The sequence below is a fragment of the Vogesella urethralis genome (assembly GCF_007644045.2).
Lineage (GTDB): Bacteria > Pseudomonadota > Gammaproteobacteria > Burkholderiales > Chromobacteriaceae > Vogesella > Vogesella urethralis.
Genome location: NZ_VMDW02000136.1, coordinates 167,825 through 186,751, shown reverse-complemented (window position 1 = coordinate 186,751; position 18,927 = coordinate 167,825). Strand labels below are relative to the sequence as shown.

The 18,927-nt window shown below is 60.5% G+C and carries 16 protein-coding genes; 3 read left to right on the top strand and 13 right to left on the bottom strand.

Annotation, left to right across the window (positions count from 1 at the left end):
* Positions 1-216 precede the first annotated feature (216 nt).
* From FLQ03_RS18330 to FLQ03_RS18270, 13 genes are all read right to left on the bottom strand, one after another.
* On the bottom strand, positions 217-1,419 hold the full coding sequence (locus tag FLQ03_RS18330; RefSeq protein WP_144371644.1) for an acetyl-CoA C-acyltransferase: 1,203 nt from the start codon (positions 1,417-1,419) through the stop codon (positions 217-219).
* A 69-nt stretch (positions 1,420-1,488) separates the two neighbouring features.
* Entirely contained in the window at positions 1,489-3,864 is a 2,376-nt protein-coding gene (locus tag FLQ03_RS18325; protein WP_144371643.1) for a 3-hydroxyacyl-CoA dehydrogenase/enoyl-CoA hydratase family protein, read from the bottom strand.
* A 187-nt stretch (positions 3,865-4,051) separates the two neighbouring features.
* Positions 4,052-5,434, bottom strand: coding sequence for an OmpP1/FadL family transporter (locus tag FLQ03_RS18320; protein ID WP_144371642.1), 1,383 nt, complete (start codon positions 5,432-5,434; stop codon positions 4,052-4,054).
* A 154-nt stretch (positions 5,435-5,588) separates the two neighbouring features.
* On the bottom strand, positions 5,589-5,966 hold the full coding sequence (locus FLQ03_RS18315) for an acyl-CoA thioesterase (protein WP_144371641.1): 378 nt from the start codon (positions 5,964-5,966) through the stop codon (positions 5,589-5,591).
* A gap of 81 nt (positions 5,967-6,047) precedes the next feature.
* A complete protein-coding gene (locus tag FLQ03_RS18310) occupies positions 6,048-8,501 on the bottom strand; it encodes an acyl-CoA dehydrogenase (RefSeq protein WP_144371640.1) in 2,454 nt (817 codons plus the stop codon).
* A 37-nt stretch (positions 8,502-8,538) separates the two neighbouring features.
* The gene (locus tag FLQ03_RS18305) at positions 8,539-9,174 is read right to left on the bottom strand and encodes a TetR/AcrR family transcriptional regulator (RefSeq protein ID WP_144371639.1); all 636 of its coding nucleotides are present in this window, start codon (positions 9,172-9,174) and stop codon (positions 8,539-8,541) included.
* A 189-nt stretch (positions 9,175-9,363) separates the two neighbouring features.
* Entirely contained in the window at positions 9,364-10,542 is a 1,179-nt protein-coding gene (locus FLQ03_RS18300) for an O-succinylhomoserine sulfhydrylase (protein ID WP_144371638.1), read from the bottom strand.
* A gap of 83 nt (positions 10,543-10,625) precedes the next feature.
* Positions 10,626-12,176 carry an amidophosphoribosyltransferase gene (gene purF, locus FLQ03_RS18295; RefSeq protein WP_144371637.1) on the bottom strand — a complete coding sequence of 517 codons (1,551 nt, stop codon included), beginning with the start codon at positions 12,174-12,176 and terminating at the stop codon, positions 10,626-10,628.
* 74 nt (positions 12,177-12,250) lie between these two features.
* Positions 12,251-12,736 carry a CvpA family protein gene (locus tag FLQ03_RS18290; RefSeq protein ID WP_144371636.1) on the bottom strand — a complete coding sequence of 162 codons (486 nt, stop codon included), beginning with the start codon at positions 12,734-12,736 and terminating at the stop codon, positions 12,251-12,253.
* Positions 12,733-13,596: an SPOR domain-containing protein gene (locus FLQ03_RS18285; protein ID WP_206211040.1), complete on the bottom strand. Its 864-nt coding sequence runs from the start codon at positions 13,594-13,596 to the stop codon at positions 12,733-12,735. The genes FLQ03_RS18290 and FLQ03_RS18285 overlap by 4 nt, the downstream gene beginning before the upstream one ends.
* Positions 13,597-13,605: 9 nt before the next feature.
* On the bottom strand, positions 13,606-14,892 hold the full coding sequence (gene folC, locus FLQ03_RS18280; RefSeq protein ID WP_144371634.1) for a bifunctional tetrahydrofolate synthase/dihydrofolate synthase: 1,287 nt from the start codon (positions 14,890-14,892) through the stop codon (positions 13,606-13,608).
* Complete coding sequence (locus tag FLQ03_RS18275; protein WP_144371633.1) at positions 14,889-15,332, bottom strand: protein YgfX; 444 nt, start codon at positions 15,330-15,332, stop codon at positions 14,889-14,891. The genes folC and FLQ03_RS18275 overlap by 4 nt, the downstream gene beginning before the upstream one ends.
* A 12-nt stretch (positions 15,333-15,344) precedes the next feature.
* Positions 15,345-15,701: a hypothetical protein gene (locus FLQ03_RS18270; RefSeq protein WP_144371632.1), complete on the bottom strand. Its 357-nt coding sequence runs from the start codon at positions 15,699-15,701 to the stop codon at positions 15,345-15,347.
* Positions 15,702-15,847: 146 nt separating this feature from the next.
* On the opposite strand from FLQ03_RS18270, the gene FLQ03_RS18265 reads away from it, so the two are divergent.
* The 3 genes from FLQ03_RS18265 to FLQ03_RS18255 are packed head-to-tail and all read left to right on the top strand — an operon-like array spanning position 15,848 to position 18,873.
* The gene (locus tag FLQ03_RS18265) at positions 15,848-17,764 is read left to right on the top strand and encodes an ATP-binding cassette domain-containing protein (RefSeq protein WP_144371631.1); all 1,917 of its coding nucleotides are present in this window, start codon (positions 15,848-15,850) and stop codon (positions 17,762-17,764) included.
* Between the two features lie 11 nt (positions 17,765-17,775).
* Entirely contained in the window at positions 17,776-18,303 is a 528-nt protein-coding gene (locus FLQ03_RS18260) for a C40 family peptidase (RefSeq protein ID WP_240802315.1), read from the top strand.
* 3 nt (positions 18,304-18,306) lie between these two features.
* Positions 18,307-18,873, top strand: a complete 567-nt coding sequence (locus FLQ03_RS18255) for a hypothetical protein (RefSeq protein WP_144371629.1) — start codon at positions 18,307-18,309, stop codon at positions 18,871-18,873.
* The last annotated feature ends 54 nt before the right edge of the window (positions 18,874-18,927 follow it).

Genomic DNA, 18,927 nt, shown 5'->3' with positions numbered 1-18,927 from the left:
AATTACTGGCGGAGAAATCCGGTAAATTAGCCTTGGACTCTAAAGCGTAGTGCTACTGAGATTGGGGGGACGTCGTCACCACCATTGTCTTGTGCTTGACTGCGCTACGATCCAGATCCTGCCTATCACCGTGAGGATTAGCGGCAATAAAAAAGGCCGACATTGCGTCGGCCTTTTCAGGATAGTGCGGCCAACCAAGAGGATGGCCGCAATGCTTTACAGCACCTCGATAATGCCGGCAGCACCCATACCGGTACCGATACACATGGTCACCATGCCGTGGCCCTGAATACCGGCATCGCGCATGCCATGAATCAGCGTGGCAGTACGGATGGCCCCGGTCGCGCCCAGCGGGTGGCCCAGCGCAATGGCGCCACCGTGCGGGTTAACGCGGGACATATCCAGCTCCAGATCACGCGCTACGGCCAGTGCCTGGGCGGCAAACGCCTCGTTCAGCTCGATCCATTTCAGGTCGCCCTGCGACAGACCGGCCTGCTTCAGCGCAGCCGGAATGGCTTCTTTCGGGCCAATACCCATGATTTCCGGCGGCACACCTTTCACCGAGAAAGTAACGTAACGCGCCAGCGGGGTCAGGTTCAGCTCTTTCAGCACACGCTCGGATACCAGAATCACCGCACCCGCACCATCGGACATCTGCGACGAGTTACCGGCAGTCACGCTACCCTTGGCATCGAACACGGTTTTCAGCTTGGCCAGGCCTTCCAGCGTGGTTTCGCGGCGCGGGCCTTCGTCGGTATCCAGCACGCGGGTCTTGCTGATCACTTCGCCGGTTTCCAGGTTCGGTGTACGGTAAGTCACTTCCAGCGGAGTGATTTCGTTCTTGAACTTGCCGCCATCGATGGCCGCCAGTGCACGACGGTGCGATTCCACCGCGAATGCATCCTGATCTTCGCGGGAAATGCCCCACTGCTGCGCCACTTTTTCGGCGGTCAGACCCATACCGTAAGCAATGGCGTAGTTCTCGTCTTTGGCAAACACTTCGGGGTTCAGCGATACCTTGTTGCCCATCATCGGCACCATGGACATCGATTCGGAACCTGCCGCGATCACCACATCGGCCTCGCCCATGCGGATACGGTCGGCCGCAATCTGCACGGCGTTAATGCCGGACGAGCAGTAACGGTTGATGGTGATACCACCAACGGTATTGGGCAGACCTGCCAGCAGCACGCCGATACGTGCCATGTTCAGACCCTGCTCGGCTTCCGGGAAGGCACAACCCACCACGCAATCGGAAATCAGGTTCGGGTCGAGCGTCGGCACCTGCGCCAGCGCACCGCTGATCACATGAGCCAGCATGTCGTCGGGGCGCACGTGGCGCATCATGCCACGCGGTGCCTTGCCCACCGGGGTACGGGTGGCGGCGACGATGTAAGCTTCCTGTACTTGTTTGACCATTTTTTCAATCTCCTTAGAACTGGCCGGCTTGGCCCCTCAGCCGCCGACCAGTCTGTATTCTGGCTAGATTTAGTTACGCAGCGGCTTGCCGGTGGTGAGCATGTTGGCAATGCGATCCTGGGTTTTACTGGATTTCAGCAGGGTCATGAAGGCCTTGCGTTCCAGATCGAGAATCCATTGCTCGTTCACCAGCGTGCCTTGCTCGACATCGCCACCACTCATCACGTCGGCGATCAGGCCGGCGATGGTGAAGTCGTGCTGGCTGATGAAGTGACCTTCCAGCATGTTGACCAGCTGACCTTTGATGGAAGCGGCGCCGGAACGACCCGCCACCGGGAACTTGCCACCTGCCATCGGCGGACGGTAACCCGCTTCGTACATCGACAGTGCCTGTTGCTTGGCAACGTGCAGCAGCTCGTAAGCGTTGAACACCACGTTGTCGGTAGCACGGAAGAAGCCGATTTCCTGGGCTTCATGCGCGCTGGTAGCCACTTTGGCGGTGGCAATGGCCATGAAGTAGTCTTTCAGTGCAGCCAGAACGTCGCCTTTGGCTTCACGGGCAGCACGCAGCGCAAACTCTTTGCAACCGCCACCACCCGGCAGCAGGCCAACGCCTACCTCTACCAGGCCAACATACGATTCCAGTGCAGCAACGACTTTGTCGCAATGCATGGCAAACTCGCAGCCGCCACCAAACACGTAACCCTGCGTTGCAGCAACGGTCGGAATCTGGCTGTAACGCAAGCGCATCGAGGTTTCCTGGAAGCGACGCACCATGGTGTCGATAGCGTCCCAGTCACCCATCATGAACGCCGGCAGCATGGACTGCAGGTCGGCACCCACCGAGAACGGCTCTTCGGTTTGCCAGATCACCAGGCCTTTGAAGCGGGCTTCGGCGATATCCAGCGCCGCGTGTACGCCGTCGATCACATCCGGGCCAATGGCATGCGCCTTAGACTTGAACGACACCACCAGTACGTCGTCACCGGTAGTGAAGGCACGCACGCCGTCGTTTTCGTAAACGGTTTCACCCAGCAGGCCAGCCGCCTCACCCAGCACCTTGGCCGGTGCCAGTTGGCGCGCGTACACATCCAGCGTGGAACGGCCCACCAGCTTGCCAGCAGCGGCGTCGAAGGAGCCATCGACAAAGTGAACACCGGCGCGATCCGCTTCCAGCGCCCAGGCCGGCAGGTTGGCCGCAGCCAGCGATTTGCCCGCCTTGATGTCGGCATCGACCCACTCGGCTACTTGCTTCCAGCCAGCAGACTGCCAGGTTTCAAACGGACCCACCGACCAGCCAAAGCCCCAACGGATGGCGAAGTCGACGTCACGAGCGCAGTTGGCGATATCGCCGAGGTGGAAGGCGATGTAGTGGAAGACATCGCGGAAGCAGGCCCAGAGGAACTGTGCCTGCGGGTGCTCGCTCTCGCGCAGTTTCTTGAATTTTTCTGCCGGGTTGGCGATCTTCAGGATTTCCTTGACGCCATCGTCGCCCTTCTGACCGGAGCCGACATATTCGCCAGTGGCCGGGTCGATGACAAACATCAGTTTGCCTTCTTTTTTGTAGATGCCACGCTTGGTCTTGGCACCCAAAGCACCATCGGCGATCAGCTTCTGCAGCCACTGCGGCGACTGGAACAGCGCGTGCCACGGGTCGTTCGGCAGCGTGTCCTGCATGGTTTTCACCACGTGGGAGAAGGTATCCAGGCCTACCACATCGGCAGTGCGGAACGTGGCCGACTTCGGACGACCCAGGCGCGGGCCGGTCAGGTCGTCGACGATATCGAAACGAATGCCGTACTTCTCGGCATTGGCGATAGTCGCCAGCATCGAGAACACGCCGATGCGGTTGGCAACAAAGTTCGGCGTGTCTTTGGCACGGATCACACCCTTGCCCAGCGTGGACACCAGGAAGCGCTCCAGGTTATCCAGGATAGCGGCATCCGAGCCCACGCACGGAATGATCTCGACCAGGTGCATGTAGCGCGGCGGGTTGAAGAAGTGCACGCCGCAGAAACGCGGTTTCAATTCGGCCGGCAGCGACTCGGCTAGCTGATTGATCGACAAACCGGATGTATTGGTCGCAAAAATGGTGTTCTCGCCCAGATGCGGACCGACTTTGGCGTACAGGTCGGCTTTCCAGTCCATGCGCTCGGCAATCGCCTCGATAACCAGGTCGCAATCCTTCAGCAGGTGCAGGTGATCTTCGTAGTTGGCAGGCTGAATGAAGTTGACGGCATCCTTATTGGACAGCGGGGACGGCTTCAGCTTTTTCAGGCCTTCGATGGCTTTCAGTGCGATGGCGCTCTTGTTGCCTTCCTTGGCCGGAAGGTCGAACAGAACGGTTGGCACCTTGGCATTAACCAGATGAGCGGCGATCTGCGCCCCCATCACGCCGGCGCCCAGAACGGCTACCTTGCGTACGATGAATTTGGTCTGAGACATGGTTTCCTCGGTTGTCTTAACGAACAAACATGGTTAAACGCTTCACGGATTATAGATTCCGGGTAAGCAGTCTGAAGAAAGATCTGTTTTTAGAGTATCTGAACCAAAATTCAGCATCTTTCCAAAAAAACACGGCAACCGCCGTGTCTATTGCGGCCAACCCGCAGGTTGGCCGCAGAATCAAGCATTAGAAGCGGTGGTTGTACTGCACACCAACGATCTGGGCAGACGATTTGTAATCAGCAGTACCCTTGGTCTGGCTGGATACGCACTGGCTAACACCCTGGAACGAGCAGGTACCATCCACATTCGCCTTGGCATCCTTGATAAAGATGTAAGAGTAGGCGAAATCGATGGACGAGGCCTTGTTCAGATTGTATTTGCCACCCAACGACAGCCATGTGCGGTCATTATCCGGCATGGTGGCCAAGCGGTGGTTGTCATCGGGAACCGGCGACTTGTCGTAGGCAACACCGGCACGCAGTTGCAGAGCATCAGAGTACTGGTAGGAACCACCCAGCGACACCTTGTAGGAATCTTCCCATGCCGGGAACAGGTATGTCGTATCACCTTGGCCTGTCTTGGCATTGCCATAGATCAGGCGAGCGCGATCAAAGCGCGAGTGCTTGGTCCATGTAACATCACCGAACAAGTTAACTTTGGGGTTCAGTTTGTACATGCCATGCACGGACAACGATTCCGGAGTATCGATCGCGACAGAGGCATCTTCGCTATCCTTGAAGCCCGCTGCATTCAAGGCGGTATAGCCAGCAGCCGGCTTGGCCCATTTGGCAGTGCCCTTCAGCGTATGTTCAATCTTCGAACGATAGTTCACACCCAGGCGAGCTGAGTCGTTGATATCCCACATCCACGCCAGGTTGTAGCCAAAACCCCAGTCGTCGCCATTCACATCGGCAAAACCATCAGCGGCGCCATTACCTGCCACAGAGCCTGGCAGTGCGGCATTACCACCCGCCAGGGCATAACCGAAGTTGGCATACTGGCGCAGGCTGGCCTCAGCATGCTGAGCGATCACCCCCACCGCCACCGAGTGCTGCTCGTTCAGTTTGAAGGCGACAGTCGGGTTGATATCGATGGTTTTCAGCGAAGTAGCGTTCAGGTTGTAACGCAGCACCGAATTACGCTCGTATTCGGTAGAAGAAGCGAACGGCACATAAATGCCCACACCGACAGTAACTTTGTCATTCAGCTTGTGGGTAGCATACAGGTGAGGTACAGCGATCAGGTCATCGGTGATAGTACCGCTACGCACACCTTGCACTGTCGAATTGGTAGCAGTCAGCGCCGCAGTCGGGTAGGTAGCACTGGCGTTGCTGTACTTGACGCTCGGCATTACCAGGTTAACGGCGCCGGAGAAATTGGTGCCTTCCAGCTTGGTCATACCGGCGGCGTTGTAGAAAATGGTAGAAGCATCAGCAGCTTCGGCCGCACTGGCGTTGGCGGTGGACTGTGCACTCACCGACTGGGTACCGAAATGGTAGCCGGATGCCATTACGGCAGCGGAGGCACCCATCATCATCACGGACAGGCTGAGGTGTTTCAGTTTCATGTGTCATTCCCTCTGTGCATTGTTTGTCATGCTGTTGTGACCGTACTGTAGCGTCGGCCTAACATTGATACTACCAGAGTAGACAAGGTTTTCCAGCTTTTTCGAGCATTCGTTCCAAACAGCCGTTTGACACTTGTCATGAAACCCACAGCGCTCAGATCAAGCGCGAGCGCCCTTCTGCATCGATGGCCACATACGTTGAAACCAGCTCCGTGATGGTGAGCATTTCACCGCTCATCCGCTCGGCTTCCACCGTGATTTTGACAGTCACCGACTTCTGCCCCAGACGCAGACAGTCGGCATAAATCGACACTACGTCCCCCACGTGAATGGGGTGGGCAAACTGGAAGGCATTCACCGCCACCGTGGTGACCGCACCCTTGGCCTTGCGTTCGGCAAACGTAGCACCAGCCAGGTCGATCTGGTGCAGCAACCAGCCCGCCTGCACCCGGCCGTGCGCATTGGTAGCCCGCGGCTCTGCACGCAAGCGCAGTATGGGCTGCCGTGCATTATTGTTGAGTGTGTCTTCCATGCTTCCCTCCCGGTGTTGCTCTGCTTGCAGAGCAACATCAGCAGAGAGGTGGGCGAACCCACCTACTCCAAGCTTAGTGCATCAGAAAATCAGGCGCTGCAGCAGTTTGTCATCGTGGTGCTCCATCTTCATGTCGAAGTCGTCCACCATGATTACATCACGCTTCAATTTGCGAGCGCGCGTTACTGCGTCGAATTCCTGCTGGCTGATCACGCCACCTTGCAGCGCTTCGGCCAGACGCTCGCGGGCGGTGATGGTCTTGAACTTGCCATCGCGTGCCAGCTTGCGCAGCTTCTGCTCTACCGGTTCGGTTTCCAGCATCGCCTTCAGCGCCGGTTCCAGCACGCCTACCGGATCGGTCTCGTCGGCTGGTACAAACATGCCCTTGGTCAGACGGCTGCGGGTCGGACCCAGCTCCATCAGGCTGCGTGCCACCTGGGTACCAGTGCGGTCGCTGGCCGGTTTCAGGGTCAGGCCCCACGGGAAGATCACCTTGCGCAGCACTGCAGCCAACATACGGCTAGGCAGGTTGGCCAGGAAGCCGTCCATTGCCTGCTGCAGGTCGTACAACGCGGTATCCAGCGCCCACTTCAGCACCGCCAGGTCTTCTTTCGGCGCGCCATCACGCTCGAAGCGCTTCAGGCAAGCCGTGGCGATGTACAGATTGGACAGCATGTCACCCAGACGGGCAGACAGCTTTTCGCGGAACTTCAGCGAGCCGCCCAGGCTGAACATGGCCATGTCCGACAGCAGCGCGAATGCACTGGAGAAGCGGGTCAGCTGTTTGTAGTAGGCCGCCACCTCGCCGCCCTTCGGGCTGCCGACAAACTTGGCACCGGTCAGACCCATCCACAGCGAGCGGAACACGTTACTGATCACGAAGTTGATATGGCCGGTGATGGCTTTATCGAACTCGACACCGTCATTAGCCATGGCCGCCTTCATTTCGCGCAGCACGAACGGATGGCAGCGGATCGCACCCTGCCCGTAGATGATCATCGAGCGGGTCAGGATGTTGGCACCCTCTACGGTAATCGCGATCGGAATGGCCTGGTAAGCACGCGCCAAGTAGTTGCGCGGGCCAAGCACCACGGCCTTGCCGCCATGCACGTCCATCGCATCATTCAGCGCCTTACGCATGCGTTCGGTATTGTGGTACTTCAGTACGGCAGACAGTACCGACGGCTTCTCGCCGATATCCAGCGCGGTCAGTGCCAGATCCTGCGCAGCTTCCATCTGGTAAGTGAAGCCACCGATACGCGCCATGGCTTCGTCCACCCCTTCGAACTTGCCAATGGACAGACCAAACTGGTCACGGATGCGAGCGTAAGCGCCGGTGGTGTAGGACGCCACCTTGCCGGAAGCAACCGACATGGCCGGCAGCGAGATGCAGCGGCCAACCGACAAGCACTCTACCAGCATGCGCCAACCCTGACCGGCGTACTCGCGGCCACCGATGATCCACTCCAGCGGAATGAACACGTCCTTGCCCCAGGTCGGGCCGTTCATGAACGCAGCACCACCCGGGAAGTGACGGCGACCAATGCACACGCCTTCGTGCTCGGTCGGCACCAGCGCGCAGGTAATACCGATATCTTCCTTGTCACCCAGCAGGTGATCCGGGTCGTACATCTTGAACGCCAGACCCAGTACGGTGGCCACGGGTGCCAGCGTAATCCAGCGTTTTTCCCAGCTCACGCGGATACCCAGTACGTTTTCGTGATGCTGGCCGCTGCGCGGGTCGGTGTAGCTCCCACGGCAGACCACGCCGAAATCCGGAATGGCACCTGCGTCAGAGCCGGCGTACGGGCTGGTCAGCGCAAAGCACGGCACGTCCACACCCTTGGCCAGACGCGGCAGGTAGTAGTCTTTCTGCGCTTCGGTACCGTAGTGCTGCAGCAGCTCGCCCGGGCCGAGCGAGTTCGGCACCATCACCGATACAGCCGCGGTACCGCCACGGGTAGCGATCTTGGTCACCACCTTGGCATGCGCGTAGTTGGAGAATTCCAGACCGCCATACTTTTTCTTGACGATCATGCCCAGGAAGCCCTGGTCTTTGATGAACTGCCACACTTCCGGCGGCAGATCCTTCAGCTCGTGCGTGATCTTCCAGTCGTCGATCATCTTGCACAGCGCTTCGGTCGGGCCATCCAGGAAGGCCTGCTCTTCGGCAGTCAGTTTCGGGTCCGGGAAGGACAGCAGACGGTTCCAGTCCGGCTTGCCGGAGAACAGGTCACGGTCCCACCATACGGTGCCGGCATTGATCGCTTCCTGTTCGGTCTGCGACATGGCCGGAGTGATTTTCTTGAAGATGGTGAACACCGGGCCGGTGAACACGGCACGGCGCAGCGGGGTAAGGTTGAGTACAGCAGCGATGACGCCGAAAACGGCCCATACGGCAACAGGTACCTGGCAGCCCCAGACGAACTGCAGGCTGGCCAGCCAGCCTGCAACGGCGATAGTCCAAGCAAGGATGGGTGCGCGGAAGTAAGCCAGCGCGCCCACCAGCAGGACGAGAATAACGGCAGATGTCATTATGGTTAACCCTCGTGTTGACCCTGTGAAAAGTCAATCAGATGGGCGCCGTCAACCCTGCCACGACAAAAGGTACCAAGTGCTTGACGACCATGTCCGGGTCCCGGGCGGTAACCACCTGGCTACGGACAAAAATCCTCAGCACATCATTACCTGCAAAGGCATTGAACATTACGCTGAAAGCGAAATGCATGCGCCATGCAATATCTTCGGCTCCAAACTGCGGTAACGCGCGCTGGAATGCACTGGTGTAGCGCACAACAAACACGCTGTACTGCTGATTCAGCGCTTCACGCAGCAGACGGTGGTTTTCCACCAGCGTACGTGACATCAGCCGCACAAACAGCGCCCCGCCCCTCGCAGGGTCTTTTGACAGGGCCAGGCAGGGACGAATGAAGCTCGTCACCAGCTGTTCTGCCGTCAGCGTTTGTCCGGTTTGTTCGAGTGCATCCAGCTCCGCCAGACAGGCCGCCACAAAGGGGCCGATACGGCGCATGAATACGGATTCGAACAGCGCATCCTTGGAGCCAAAGTGGTAATTCACCGCAGCCAGGTTCACTTCGGCCTGCTGGGTGATCATGCGAAGCGAGGTAGCCTCGAAGCCGTGCTCGACGAACAGACGTTCTGCGACGTCCAGAATCCTCGTAGCGGTATCGGGCTTGTTCACTTCCATGTTTTCTTGCACCTTGATCGGGGTAAGTAATTGCGTCGCCTTGCTCATCATGACTTTAGAACAAGCGTTTGAAACTTACGTTTAAATTTGACGCATGTCAAGAACGCCATGTCCACACCTTTAAGTTTTTCCCATTAAAAACGGCAGTCCTAATTGTAGACTGCCGTACAATTGAAACAATTGTTTCTTTTACAGGCCTCGCAACAAGTCGGCCTTTAAGTCCTCAACGTGTTCCAGCCCCACAGCAACGCGCAGCAAACCTTCGGTAATGCCGGCCTGTGCCCGCGCCTCCGGCGTAATGCGTGCATGCGTAGTGGAAGCCGGGTGCGTCAGCGTGGTTTTCACGTCGCCAAGGTTGGCGGTACGCGATATCAGCTGGATAGCATCTACCACCTTCCAGGCTGCCTCGCGCCCGCCCTTGACCTGGAACGACAGCACCGGGCCACCGCTCTTTTGCTGGCGCTGTGCCAGCGCGTAGTGCGGATGATCCGGCAAGCCGGGATAGAACACTTTTTCCACCGCCGGTTGCTGTTGCAGCCACTTGGCCAACTCCAGGGCATTGGCCGAGTGCTTTTCCATGCGCAGATACAGCGTTTCCAGGCCGGACAGCAACACCCAGGCGTTGAACGGCGCCAGCGACGGGCCCGCAGTGCGAACGTGCAGGTAGACCTGCTCCACCAGCTTGTCGCTGCCCACTACGGCACCACCCATCACGCGGCCGTGGCCGTCCAGGTACTTGGTGGCCGAATGCACCACCAGGTCGGCACCCAGCTTGATCGGTTGCTGCAACGCCGGCGAGCAGAAGCAGTTGTCCACCACCAGTAAAGCGCCCGCCTCGTGGGCAATGGCCGCCACGGCAGCAATATCAGCCAGATCGGTCAGCGGGTTGGACGGCGTTTCCAGGAAAAACACCTTGGTATTCGGTTTGACTGCCGCACGCCAAGCGTCCAGGTTGGCCGCATCCACATAGCTGGTTTCCACGCCAAACTTGCCCAATACACCATTGAACAGGTTGATGGTGGAGCCAAACAGGCTGCGCGACGACACGATATGGTCGCCAGCTTTCAGCAGCGTCAGCATGGTGGCCTGGATGGCAGCCATGCCGGTAGACGTGGCCACGGCACGCTCGGCGCCTTCCATGGCGGCCAGGCGCTGCTGGAAGGCAGAAACAGTAGGATTGGTAAAACGGGAATAGGTATAACCGTCGATTTCGCCAAGGAACATGGCGGCAGCCTGGGCGGCGCTATCGAAGGTAAAGCTGGAAGTCAGATGCAGGCTCTGGCTGTGCTCGCGGTATTCGCTGGTTTCACGGCCGGCACGAATGGCCAGGGTTTCGGGGTGCAACTGACAGGTATCGTCACTGGGCATGATTGCTCTCGGGGCAATTGGATACAAAGCCACACAATAACAAGGGTTGGCCGCAGCGGCCAACCCTTGTCGTTATAAGCACATTACATCAGGTTTTGTTCAGCCACGTTCAGGTTCAGATCCACCATCTGGCTGCCAGCATCCTCACCATCCTTGGCTTCCTTGCTTGCCGCCTTACCCTTGCCACGTGCGGCCTCGATGGCATCGAGGTAAGCCTCGTTGATGTCACCGGTGATGTAGCAGCCGCTGAAGCACGACGCCTCAAACACGTTCAGCTCGCGATTGATGCTGTGCACCGCTTGCTCCAGCGCCGACAGGTCCTGGTAAATGACGGCGTCGGCACCGATCTCGGCGGCAATCTGCGCATTGTCACGGCCGGTAGCCAGCAGCTCGGCACGGGTCGGCATGTCGATGCCGTATACGTTGGGGAAGCGTACCGCTGGCGCAGCGGAGGCAAAGAACACCTGCTTGGCGCCGGAATCGCGTGCCATCTGCACGATTTCCTTGGACGTGGTACCGCGTACGATGGAGTCATCCACCAGCAACACGTTACGGCCGGCAAACTCCAGCGGCACCGGATTCAGCTTCTGGCGCACCGACTTCTTGCGTACCGCCTGGCCCGGCATGATGAAGGTACGGCCGATGTAGCGGTTCTTGATGAAGCCTTCGCGGTACGGCAGACCCAGCGCGTTGGCCAGCTGCAGCGCGCTCTGGCGGCTGGAATCCGGAATCGGAATCACCACATCGATTTCGATGCCCGGGTACTCGCGGCGGATTTTCTCGGCCAGCATCTCGCCCATGTTCAGGCGCGACTGGTAAACCGACACGCCGTCGATAACGGAATCCGGACGGGCGAAGTACACGTACTCGAACAGGCACGGCGCCAGCTGGGTATGTTCGGCACACACGCGGGCGTGCATGTCGCCCTCGAAGCTGACGTAAACACATTCGCCCGGCAGTACGTCGCGCAGCACGGCAAAGCCGGAGCAATCCAGCGCTACCGATTCGGACGCAAACATGTATTCGGAGCGACCCTCTACCACGTTGCTACCCATCACCAGCGGACGGATACCATGCGGGTCGCGGAAAGCCACCAGGCCATAACCGGCGATCATCGCCACCACGGCGTAAGCGCCCTTCACGCGACGGTGCACCGCCTCCACCGCACCGAATACTGCTTCCGGCGTCAGCGTGGCGTTTTCGACGCGCGCAGCAATCTCGTGGGCGAACACGTTCAGCAACACTTCCGAATCGGAATTGGTGTTGATGTGGCGCAGGTCGTTACGGAACATGTCCGACTTCAGTTCGTCGGTGTTGGTGAGGTTGCCGTTGTGAGCCAGCACGATGCCGAACGGCGAATTCACGTAAAACGGCTGCGCCTCGGCCAGGTTGGACGCCGAGCCGGCGGTGGGGTAGCGCACATGGCCGATGCCGGCGTTGCCTTGCAGCGAACGCATATTGCGGGTACGGAACACGTCGCGCACCAGACCGCTGCCTTTGTGCATGTGAAAGGTCTTGCCGTTTGCCGTAACAATCCCGGCTGCGTCCTGACCGCGGTGCTGCAACAGTTGCAGACCGTCATACAACAGCTGGTTTACGGGTGTCTGACCTACCACCCCAAGAATTCCACACATAGTTAATCCCCAGACTACACGAGTAAAAACAAGGGGTGATGATGCCGACGCATCATCACCCCTCTATTGCAAAGCTATGAAAAATCCATTTTCTGCGCCAGCGCATCCGGCAACCACGGCTTGGACGCTACCGCCACCGCCTGGAACGGCGCCACCAGCAAAGCATTCTGCCAGGCGGCGGATTGCGGCAGATTGCTCAGGCCGCCGACAATCATCACCACCGTCACCAGCAACATGCCGCGCACCAAACCGAATATGGCACCAAAAAAACGGTTGATGCCGCCCAGGCCGACAGCATCCAGCATTACGGTGAGCGAGGCACGCAATACACCGGACAACAACCAGACACCCACCAGCAGCAGCAAGAAAGCCACCACCAGCCGTAAACCATCACCGGGCAGCGGCACGAACTCGGACAGCATCGGCGATAGGCTGCGCGCCGCCCAGAACGCAATCAGCCAGGAAAACAGCGATAGCACTTCGGCCGCCAAGCCGCGGAACAGTGACAAGGCGATGGAGCCGGCGATCAGGGCCAGGATCAGGTAATCCAGCCAGGTCATTCCGCCCCCACCACGATGCCGGTCACGCCGGCCTTGCTCAAGCGCCGCATGGCGGCATCGGCCTCTTCACGCGATTTGAACGGCCCTACGCGTACTCGCGTCACCTCGCCTTTGCTGGTTTGCACCTTACTGAAGCGAGCGGTTACCCCGCTTGCGGCCAACTTGCTACGCAGGGCATCTACCTTTTGCGGGTCGGACAGCGCCGCTAGCTGGATGCTGAATTTCTTGCCCCCCTCTGCCGGCTTGGCCTCGGCTTCGGCGCGCTCTTTGGCCGGTTTGGCAGGTTCGGTATGCGCTTCACGCCCTTCCAGAATGGCCATCGGGTCTGCGGCTTTCTTCTCTTCGCGCGGCTTGTTTTCCTTGACGGGCGGCTTGGGCTCCGGCTTGGGCGCGGGCTTGCTTTCCGGTTTGATGGCCGGCTTTGGCTCAGGTTTGGGTTCGGGCTTAGGGACAGGCTTGGGTTCTGGCTTCGGTTCCGGATTGGCAACCGCCGGGGCCACTGGCGCCACCGGCGCGGGCTTGGGCACCACAAGCGGGGCGCTCGGGGCCGGTGCCGGCGCAGTGACAGCAGGGACCGAAGCCGGCTCCGGCTCTTCCGGCGGCAAGGTAGCCAGCAGGTCGGTCACCGGCTGCGACGCTGCCACGGGCGCAGACGCCACCACCGGCGCGGCAGCCGGCTGCGATGCCATCTGCAATCCGGTGATATCCACCGCCTCCGGCTTCATCGCCTGCTCCGGCAGGGCATCCACCACATTCCACAGCACGGCAGTCGACAAGCTCACCATCACGATGGCGCCCACCAGGCGGCGGCGCGCACGCTTGCGCAGCAACAGCAGTTCGTCGTGAGTGGACAGGGCCATCAGGGTTCCTTATGCGCGGTGGAGTCGCTGTTCCATCACCTCGGCAACGGTGTGGAACGAGCCAAATACAACAATTCTATCATTCTCGCCGGCCATCGATAAGGCGGCATCCCAGGCCAAAGGTACCGTTTCGTAACGATGCACCCCGCGAATGCCCATGGTTTCCAGCTCGGTGGCAATCGCATCGGCCGTACGGCCACGCGGCATGTCTAGCCCGCCCACCAGCCAGACGTCGAACTCGTCCTTCAGCAGCGATACCACCGCGGCCATATCCTTGTCGGACAACATCGAAAATACGGCAATGCGCTGACTGGCAAACGCCATACGCTTCAGACTGTCGGCCAGTGCACGGGCGGCGTGCGGGTTATGCCCCACATCCAGCACCGTCACCGGGCGACCGGGCAGCACCTGGAAACGCCCTGGCCATTCCACCTCCAGCAGGCCGCGCTTGACCGCCCCCAGGCTCACCGGTAGTACGGGCTTCAGCAGCTCCAGCACTGCCAGCGCGGTGGCGGCATTCACCAGCTGGTATTCGCCGCGCAGTGCCGGAATCGGCAGCGCGTGCTTGTGCGACTCGCCCATGTGGAACGACCACTGGTTATCCATGCGCGTCACGCCAAAGTCGCGGCCAACCAGGTGCAGCGGTGCGCCCAGTTGCGCCGCCACGTCCAGCAAGGTGTGCGGCGGGTTCGGGTCGGCACATACGGCCGGTACGCCAGCGCGGAAAATGCCGGCTTTTTCGAAGCCCACTTGTTCGCGGGTATCGCCCAGGTAGGCCTGGTGATCCAGATCGACGCTCACTACCACCGACACCGCCGGCTCGAAAATATTGACGGCATCCAGTCGCCCGCCCAGCCCCACTTCCAGCACCGCCACATCGACGCCCTCTTCCACAAAGGCATGCACGGCCGCCAGCGTGCCGAACTCGAAATAGCTAAGCGAAATATCGCCGCGTGCCGCCTGGATGGCAGCAAAGCTGTCCACGATACGCTGGTCGCCCACCGGCTGCGTGTCGATGGCAATGCGCTCGTTGTAACGCAGGATGTGCGGCGAGGTATAGGTACCCACCTTGAAGCCGGCGCGGTGCAACATGGTGGACAGCATGGCGCAGACTGAGCCCTTGCCGTTGGTGCCACCCACAATGATGACCGGGAAGGTTGGCCGCAACGCCATGGCGTCGCGCACGGCTGATACGCGGGCCAGCCCCATATCGATGGTGCTGATGTGCAGGTTTTCCTGATAGTGCAGCCAGTCCTGCAGGCTGCTGGCGGCGGTAGGGATAGCGGTATGGCTCATAACGATTCTTCTTCTGCTTGCTGGGTAGCGGCGGCGCGGCACCACTGCACATAGACACGCAAAGCGCGGTGGGTTTCCGCCGGCACGGCATCGCGCCACACCAGCAAGCCCAGACGGCGACCGTCGCCGGTACGGCCATGCAGCCACACCACCCAGGGCAAGGCCACGCTACTGCGGTGCAGCGCCACCCGCTGCAGGTTGATCTGGCAGGCACCGCGGCCATCTACGGCCACCCTGCCCGGCTGGCGCGGCCACATGCCGCTGCGGCGCAGGCAGGCCAGCGACGCCAGTACAGTACTGGCCAACACCACCCACTGCGACTGGGTATCCAGTTGGCTGCACGCCAACAACAGGCACAGCCACATCAGCAGCAAGCCGGCGCAGGCCAGCCGGCTAAAGCCCAGCGTCGCCGCAAACGGCGGCACATGAACAGCGTGCACGGCGACAGCAACTTAAACCGGGTCGACCGGGCTGTTCATGATGTCGGCGTCAACCGTGTCCAGCAGCGTGGAGTGGATCTCCACGTCAAACCACTCCCAGAACGTTTTCAGCGAGCGGTCCTGCGGCCACAGCGACTCGTCCTCGTACCAGGACGCCAGCTCCAGGCGGAACAGCTGGTCGAAGATTTCATCCACGTGTGCCACGGCCTCTTCCGGCTCGTCGAACTCCGGCAGCAGGATGACGGTGCTGTCAGCACGCAGCGCATCCAGCGTCAGTTCGATCATGTCGTTGTCCGGCACCCCGTTCAGCCACGCCAGAAACGGGGCTTTCGGTTTGATTACGGCTACAGAGCGGTCAACAAAGTACATGGCACATCCTTTCGCGATACCCGCCGGAACAGGCGGGCTTTCAATTGGCGCGCATTGTAGCAGCCACCGGCCGGCAGGCGAAGGGCAAACACGCGCTCATGCTACAATCGGCCGCATTGCAATAAGAAAGCCCGTCACTCCCCATCATGGCCCTGATTACCGTAGATAACGCCTGCCTCGCCTTTGGCCACCACGCCCTGCTCGACAAAGTGCATTTCGCCCTCGAAGGCGGCGAAGTCGTCGGCCTGATCGGCCGCAACGGCGCCGGCAAATCCTCGTTGCTGAAAGCCATCGCCGGCACCGTCAAACTGGACGACGGCCGAGTCATCCAGCAAGGCGACATCAAGGTAGCCTACGTACCGCAAGAGCCCACCTTCGAGGAAGGCCACAGCGTGTTCGAAGCGGTAGCCGAAGGTCTGGGCGAGCTGAAAGCCCTGCTCACCGATTACCACCACCTGACGCAGCAGCTGGCCGACCCTGCGGCCAACCATGAGGCCGTGCTGGTACGCATGACCGACATCCAGCACGCGCTGGAAGCGCGCGACGGCTGGCAGTTCGACGCGCTGATCAGTACCACGCTGTCGCACCTGGGGCTGGATGCCGACACCCAGGTCAGCGCGCTGTCCGGCGGCTGGAAAAAACGCGTGGCCCTGGCGCGGGCGCTGGCTGCCCGCCCCGACGTGCTGCTGCTGGACGAACCCACCAACCACCTGGACATGAGCGCCATCGAGTGGCTGGAAGGGCTGATCAAGAACTTCGGCGGCAGCGTGCTGCTGATCACTCACGACCGTCGCTTCCTCGACAACGTCGCCACCCGCATCATCGAGCTGGATCGCGGCATCCTGCGCAGCTACCCGGGCAGCTTCAGCGCCTACCAGGTACGCAAAGCCGAAGAACTGGCCATCGAAGAAGAACAGAACCGCATTTTCGACAAATTCCACGCCCAGGAAGAAGTGTGGATCCGCAAGGGCATCGAGGCGCGCCGCACCCGCAACGAAGGCCGCGTGCGCCGGCTGGAAGAAATCCGCCGCCAGCGCGCCGCCCGCCGCGAACGCGTGGGCCAGGTGAACTTCCAGCTTGACGCCGGCGAGCGCTCCGGCAAGCTGGTGGCCGAGCTGGAACACGTCAGCAAAGGCTTTGACGGCCGCAACCTGATCAAGGACTTCACCAGCCGTATCCTGCGCGGCGACAAGATCGGCCTGATCGGCCCCAACGGCGCCGGCAAAACCACATTGCTGAAACTGATCCTGGGCGAGCTGGAAGCCGACAGCGGCAGCATCAAGCGCGGCAGCAAGCTGGAAGTGGCCTACTTCGACCAGTTCCGCACCCAGCTGGACGAAGAAACCAGCGTAGCCGACATCATCAGCCAGGGTAACGACTTCGTCGAAATCGCCGGCCAGAAGAAGCACGTGATGAGCTATCTGGAGGACTTTCTGTTCTCGCCGCAGCGCGCGCGCAGCCCGGTTCGCTCGCTGTCCGGCGGCGAACGCAACCGCCTGCTGCTGGCGCGGCTGTTCACCCGCCCGGCCAACGTGCTGGTGCTGGACGAACCCACCAACGACCTCGACATCGACACGCTGGAGCTGCTGGAAGAGTTGATCGAGCAATACACCGGCACCGTGTTCCTGGTCAGCCACGACCGCGCCTTCCTCGACAACGTGGTGACGCAGGTGATTGCCTTTGAGGGCGACGGCCGGCTGGAAGAATACCCGGGCGGCTATCAGGACTGGGTGGACACCCGCGCCCGCATGGCCGCGATGAAGGCCGAGTACGCGCCGCGCAAGGAAGCGGCGGCCAACGTGGAAGCCAAACCGGAACGCGACCGCAGTGCGCGTACCCAGAAATTGGGTTTCAATGAAAAGCGCGAGCTGGAACGCCTGCCGCAGGAAATTGCCGAACTGGAAGCCGAACAGGCGCTTCTGAACGACAAGCTGCTGGACCCGAACGCCTACCGTGACACCCCGCTGGAGGCGCGCAACTGGCAGGCCCGCTTCGAGGAGATCGAAATGCTGCTGCTGGAAAAACTGGAACGCTGGGAAACGCTGGAGGCCAAGCAAGGATGATGCGCGGCAGCTTGCTGAGCCGACTCACCCGCCAGCGTGGCGTGACGCTGGCGCTACTGGCCTGCCTGCTGGCCGGCTGTGCCAGCACGCCCCCGCCGGCAAAAAAGCCCGGCAAGCCCGCCACCCGCCCCGGCACCAGCCTGGGCAGCCTGCAAGCCGACGGGGTTGGCCGCGAGATCCTGATGTATACGCTGAGCCTGCTGGACATCGACTACAAATTCGGTGGCAGCAACCCGGAAGCCGGCCTGGATTGCAGCGGCATGGTGGCCTACATCTATCAGAATGCTGCACGGGTGAAGCTGCCACATAATGCGGCGCAAATTGCCGGCCTGGCGCGGCCGATCAGCAACAGCCAGCTGCGCGTCGGCGACCTGGTGTTCTTCAATACGCTGGGGAGGCCGTTCTCGCACATGGGCATCTATATCGGCGATGGCAAGTTCGTGCACGCCCCGCACAGCAACAGCGTGATCCGCGTCGACCGCCTCGACAACAGCTACTTCGCCGCCCGCTACGAGGGCGCGCGCACCTTGTTTGACTAAGCCATGTGGCAGCAGCGCTGGCAAGCCTGGCAAGAAAATCGCCCCCGCCTGCACCGGGACGGCGTGTCACTGCCGGGCAAGCTGGTACTGCGCAAACTGCAGCAATGGCTGAACAATGAACGCCTGAGTATCGACGACCTGCTGCTGGACGAGCACGGCGCGGTGTTCTGGCTGACACTGCACCACCCCGCCCACACCATCCTGCAACTGCACTGCCAGCCCGCCGCCGGCGGCCCGGATGGCGCACTACACCTGCATTACCAGATCAAAGGCGACCCGGCACAAGCCGGCCTGCGCGGCCATGCGCTGGCCAAACTGGCCAGCCTGGCAGGCAACAGCCAGATCGCGGCCAACCTGCTGCAACGCCTGCTTGCCGACCTGCCGTGGGTGAGTATTTCTTCGCAACACCTCACCGTTTACTGGCGTGACATCACCGCATTGCAACAGTGGCTGCATACACTGCCGCTGGCAGGCAAGGTACTGAACCGGTTCGATATTGCCGCCATCAGCACCGGTGACGACAGCTTGCGCCTGCGGCTAAAACGACGCCAGCCCGCCAACCAAGGGTAATCCCCTATCCATCTGTACTTTGCAAGGCTGATGGCCTGTGCTTTGATAGCAGCA

Excerpts from the sequence above, each read along its gene's own strand:
- FLQ03_RS18315 (WP_144371641.1), bottom strand. The coding sequence starts at position 5,966 with ATGGAAGACACACTCAACAATAATGCACGGCAGCCCATACTGCGCTTG.
- FLQ03_RS18320 (WP_144371642.1), bottom strand. The coding sequence starts at position 5,434 with ATGAAACTGAAACACCTCAGCCTGTCCGTGATGATGATGGGTGCCTCC.
- FLQ03_RS18330 (WP_144371644.1), bottom strand. The coding sequence starts at position 1,419 with ATGGTCAAACAAGTACAGGAAGCTTACATCGTCGCCGCCACCCGTACC.
- FLQ03_RS18255 (WP_144371629.1), top strand. The coding sequence starts at position 18,307 with ATGTGGCAGCAGCGCTGGCAAGCCTGGCAAGAAAATCGCCCCCGCCTG.
- FLQ03_RS18265 (WP_144371631.1), top strand. The coding sequence starts at position 15,848 with ATGGCCCTGATTACCGTAGATAACGCCTGCCTCGCCTTTGGCCACCAC.
- FLQ03_RS18270 (WP_144371632.1), bottom strand. The coding sequence starts at position 15,701 with ATGTACTTTGTTGACCGCTCTGTAGCCGTAATCAAACCGAAAGCCCCG.
- FLQ03_RS18305 (WP_144371639.1), bottom strand. The coding sequence starts at position 9,174 with ATGGAAGTGAACAAGCCCGATACCGCTACGAGGATTCTGGACGTCGCA.
- FLQ03_RS18310 (WP_144371640.1), bottom strand. The coding sequence starts at position 8,501 with ATGACATCTGCCGTTATTCTCGTCCTGCTGGTGGGCGCGCTGGCTTAC.
- folC (WP_144371634.1), bottom strand. The coding sequence starts at position 14,892 with ATGAGCCATACCGCTATCCCTACCGCCGCCAGCAGCCTGCAGGACTGG.
- FLQ03_RS18325 (WP_144371643.1), bottom strand. The coding sequence starts at position 3,864 with ATGTCTCAGACCAAATTCATCGTACGCAAGGTAGCCGTTCTGGGCGCC.
- purF (WP_144371637.1), bottom strand. The coding sequence starts at position 12,176 with ATGTGTGGAATTCTTGGGGTGGTAGGTCAGACACCCGTAAACCAGCTG.
- FLQ03_RS18300 (WP_144371638.1), bottom strand. The coding sequence starts at position 10,542 with ATGCCCAGTGACGATACCTGTCAGTTGCACCCCGAAACCCTGGCCATT.
- FLQ03_RS18285 (WP_206211040.1), bottom strand. The coding sequence starts at position 13,596 with ATGGCCCTGTCCACTCACGACGAACTGCTGTTGCTGCGCAAGCGTGCG.
- FLQ03_RS18290 (WP_144371636.1), bottom strand. The coding sequence starts at position 12,736 with ATGACCTGGCTGGATTACCTGATCCTGGCCCTGATCGCCGGCTCCATC.